Annotated in this window: 5 protein-coding genes; 3 read left to right on the top strand and 2 right to left on the bottom strand. The window is 61.6% G+C overall.

Annotation, left to right across the window (positions count from 1 at the left end; genetic code table 11):
* Nucleotides 1-4: 4 nt before the first annotated feature.
* Nucleotides 5-964, bottom strand: coding sequence for an SOS response-associated peptidase family protein (locus tag AWB74_RS43780; RefSeq protein ID WP_061152704.1), 960 nt, complete (start codon nt 962-964; stop codon nt 5-7).
* A 35-nt stretch (nt 965-999) separates the two neighbouring features.
* Nucleotides 1,000-1,344, bottom strand: coding sequence for a hypothetical protein (locus tag AWB74_RS43775; protein ID WP_061152703.1), 345 nt, complete (start codon nt 1,342-1,344; stop codon nt 1,000-1,002).
* 148 nt (nt 1,345-1,492) lie between these two features.
* On the opposite strand from AWB74_RS43775, the gene AWB74_RS48975 reads away from it, so the two are divergent.
* From AWB74_RS48975 to AWB74_RS43760, 3 genes are all read left to right on the top strand, one after another.
* Nucleotides 1,493-1,648 carry a hypothetical protein gene (locus AWB74_RS48975; protein WP_160110408.1) on the top strand — a complete coding sequence of 52 codons (156 nt, stop codon included), beginning with the start codon at nt 1,493-1,495 and terminating at the stop codon, nt 1,646-1,648.
* Between the two features lie 152 nt (nt 1,649-1,800).
* Nucleotides 1,801-2,514 carry a translesion DNA synthesis-associated protein ImuA gene (gene imuA / locus AWB74_RS43765; RefSeq protein WP_061152701.1) on the top strand — a complete coding sequence of 238 codons (714 nt, stop codon included), beginning with the start codon at nt 1,801-1,803 and terminating at the stop codon, nt 2,512-2,514.
* Nucleotides 2,438-3,120 (top strand): Y-family DNA polymerase (locus AWB74_RS43760; RefSeq protein ID WP_143749521.1); only part of this gene is annotated, 683 nt, incomplete at its 3' end. The genes imuA and AWB74_RS43760, both read left to right, overlap by 77 nt.

Here is a 3,120-nt window from a genome sequence, read left to right as displayed (position 1 = left end):
CGGATTACGCGGCGAGCCGATGCTCGTAATAAATGCGATCGCGGTCGTTCAGGATGGCGTACAGCGCATCGAGGTTTAACGGATTCGGGTTCAGCCATGCTTCCACGTTCTCCGGCTTGATCGGCACGATGCATCTATCGTGACCGGCCGCGGCGACTTCGGCTGGCGGCTCATCAGTTATTGCCGCAAATGAGAGCAAATCCGGCTGATCCTTTGCCGTCCAGCGCGACCACAAACAGGCGACCAGCATCTCACCGCCCGAGTCCGGCTCGAATTCGAGGACGACATTCTCGTCCTTCTCGCCTGCGGCAAGCGCTCGCCCTTCCATGCGGGCGCGGCTCACGTTCTCGTAAAAGCGGTTCACGATCATGATGCCGTGTGAGTAGCCAAAGAGCGGCCGCCAGAAGCCACCCAGACTATCGACACGACAATTGTACGTCCCAGGAAAACGCGCATCGTAGTTCGCGGGCTTCCCTGCAATACGGCACTGATACCGCATGGGCTTCACCACGTACTCTCCGTTTTCAACAACGAGCACGGGTGCGTAGTGACCGGGGAAGATGCGCGAATCTCTCGGCTGCCCGTCGGTGCGCTTGAGGTCTTCGAGACGCCGCAGTGCCGCATCGACCTTGTCGGTCGCAATGCGTTTGCTCTCGGTTGCCGCCTTCCTAACCTTGCTCTGCAAGGTACGCTCCGCGTCGGCGAGGCGAGTGCGCTGCTTGAAAAGTTCCTGCTCCAGACTGGTCGCCTGCTCCGCGTTGTAGCGGTCGATGAATGCCTTGATCTGCCGTTCGTCATCATTTTCCGGATGGACGAACGCGTCTTCCATCGCCTTCGAAATCTTCGCCTTGCTGCCTTCGGCACGCTCCCAAAACAGACGCGCAAACTCCCGGATGTCCATCTGCGCGCCGAACATCTTCACGTAGCGTCGATAGTCCGCCTGGATCTGCGCTGAATAACACATACGTCATCGTCTCCCGTTTCGTTGGCTGCCCGTCGTCACAGCGCTTCGCGGCAGAGCCGCATCATCTTCTGCACCACAGTACTCGCATGATTCAGACCCATGTCGCCGGTGAAGAGCGCCTGGACATCCGATTGCCGCACGGCGATGCCAGCCCCTTTCAAGTCACGCCGAGCGATCTTGAACGCCAGTTGGCCGATGCGAACACGTTCGAGCCAGTGCATCTCAATGAGGCTACGTTTGAGCCAGATGCGGCAACTCTCGACGACATGATCCACGCGCCACTCCTGCGTCAGCGCGTAGGAGGCCGCCACCGTCGCTACGAGGAAGCACAACAGATCGGCTCGTGCGCCGGCCAGTTCGTCAATATCGGGTTTGCTCATTTCGCTCCCTACTATTCCCAACATACCAGCCAACAACAGCACGTGCGGACGAGCGCAGGACTTTTCAATAACGCAGGAGTTAACTTCGCTCGCTGCAGCGCGTTCCTGTGCCCACGCACGAACCGTCGCACCCGGGACAGTATTGGCGATGCCGCAGGCTATCGTCGACCCGCCAGCAATTGAAATCTTCGACGAACTTCGTCCCGACCGTCCAGCCAATCTCTTGCGCGGAGAATGTCGGCTCGCCCGCCTTGCCACGCGCGACGGCCTCGTCGATGGTCGCGTCGCCGAACGCCTCGCGTAGTTTTGCGACGAAATCCGCAACCTCAGGCATCGGATGTTTTCGCAGCTTATCGATCGGTCGGTCTGGGCGCGAGTATGTAAGACGAAATTCACTGCTTCAGCTTTTGCGCTACACTGTATAAATATACAGTACTTGGATCACCGCCTTCCATCATGGCTGCCCTACCCAAAGACGTCGCCACACTGCACCCGAGCCTCTGGAGGGGAAGCCAACTGGCGCGCGCCTACGGCAAGACGATCGATACCGGCTACGCGGCCCTGTCGGCGGAACTGCCGGGCGGCGGCTGGCCGGTTGGGGCGCTCGTGGAGTTGCTGGTGCAGCAGCCTGGCATCGGTGAAATGCGGCTGCTCAAGCCCGCGCTCGTGGCCGCGAGCAAGCGGCCGGTCGCGCTGCTCCAGGCGCCGCACGTGCCGAACAGCCTGGCGTTTTCCTATCTGGGGCTGCCGCTGGACAAGCTGATGATGCTGCGGGCGCCCAAGACGGCAGACGCGCTCTGGTGCGCCGAGCGCGTGCTGAACGCCCGAAGTTGCGGCGCGCTGCTCTTCTGGCAACAGCACATCCGCTCCGAGGCGTTACGGCGATTGCATCTGGCGGCTCAAGCGACCGAAACCCTGCTGATTCTGGTTCGACCGCTCGCCGCCGCGCAGGATTCGTCGCCCGCCGCGTTACGGCTGGGTGTGCGGCCCGCCGACGGCGGCCTCGTCGTCGATGTCATCAAGCGACGAGGCCCCACCCGAACCGACCCACTGTCCATCCACCTTCAACCATCACCGATTCTGCTCAGCCCCCATGGCCGTGTTCGTCGCCATCTTCCTGCCCCGGCTCTCGCTGGAGGTGTTCCGTCCGAGATGGTCATCTCCGACTGAACACGGATGTGTGGTGCTGGAACGCGACAAGGTGATCGTGCTCGATCAGGCAGCAAGAGACGCGGGTGTGATGGTGGGCATGAAGCGCGGTGGCGTCACGACACTTACGGCCGACGCGCTGATGTACGACCGCAGTTCTGCGCGTGAACTCGACGTGCAGCGCGAAGTCGCATTCGCCCTACTGCGCTTCTCTCCTCAGGTGGCCGTTCGCGAAGAGGAAACCATCGTCGTCGATGTCACGGCAAGTCTTCGGCTTTTCGGCGGCATCGTGCATGTCTGCCGGCAAATAGGGGAAACAGTCAAAGCGATCGGCGTGACCGCCCGCATGAGTGTCGCGCCCACAGGGCAAGGCGCGTGGCTGCTTGCCAAACGCGGTCGCCGGCGCGTGCTCAAGATGAGTTCGCTCGAACGCACGCTCGGGGAGCTGCCCTTCATGGTCGTCCCCGAAGTGCGGTCTTTCGCCGAGTGGTTCAACGGCCTCGGTTGCCGAGTGCTCAACGATATTCGACGCCTGCCGCGCGCAGGTCTGAAAAAGAGGTGTGGGGTGGACTTACTGGATTCGCTTGACCGCGCCTACGGCCTGTCGCCCGAACTCTACGAGTGGCT

Source organism: Caballeronia arvi, from assembly GCF_001544695.2.
Classification (GTDB): domain Bacteria; phylum Pseudomonadota; class Gammaproteobacteria; order Burkholderiales; family Burkholderiaceae; genus Caballeronia; species Caballeronia arvi.
This window is presented reverse-complemented; position numbering and strand designations above follow the sequence as displayed.

Excerpts from the sequence above, each read along its gene's own strand:
- AWB74_RS43780 (WP_061152704.1), bottom strand. The coding sequence starts at position 964 with ATGTGTTATTCAGCGCAGATCCAGGCGGACTATCGACGCTACGTGAAG.
- AWB74_RS43775 (WP_061152703.1), bottom strand. The coding sequence starts at position 1,344 with ATGAGCAAACCCGATATTGACGAACTGGCCGGCGCACGAGCCGATCTG.
- AWB74_RS48975 (WP_160110408.1), top strand. The coding sequence starts at position 1,493 with ATGCCGCAGGCTATCGTCGACCCGCCAGCAATTGAAATCTTCGACGAA.
- imuA (WP_061152701.1), top strand. The coding sequence starts at position 1,801 with ATGGCTGCCCTACCCAAAGACGTCGCCACACTGCACCCGAGCCTCTGG.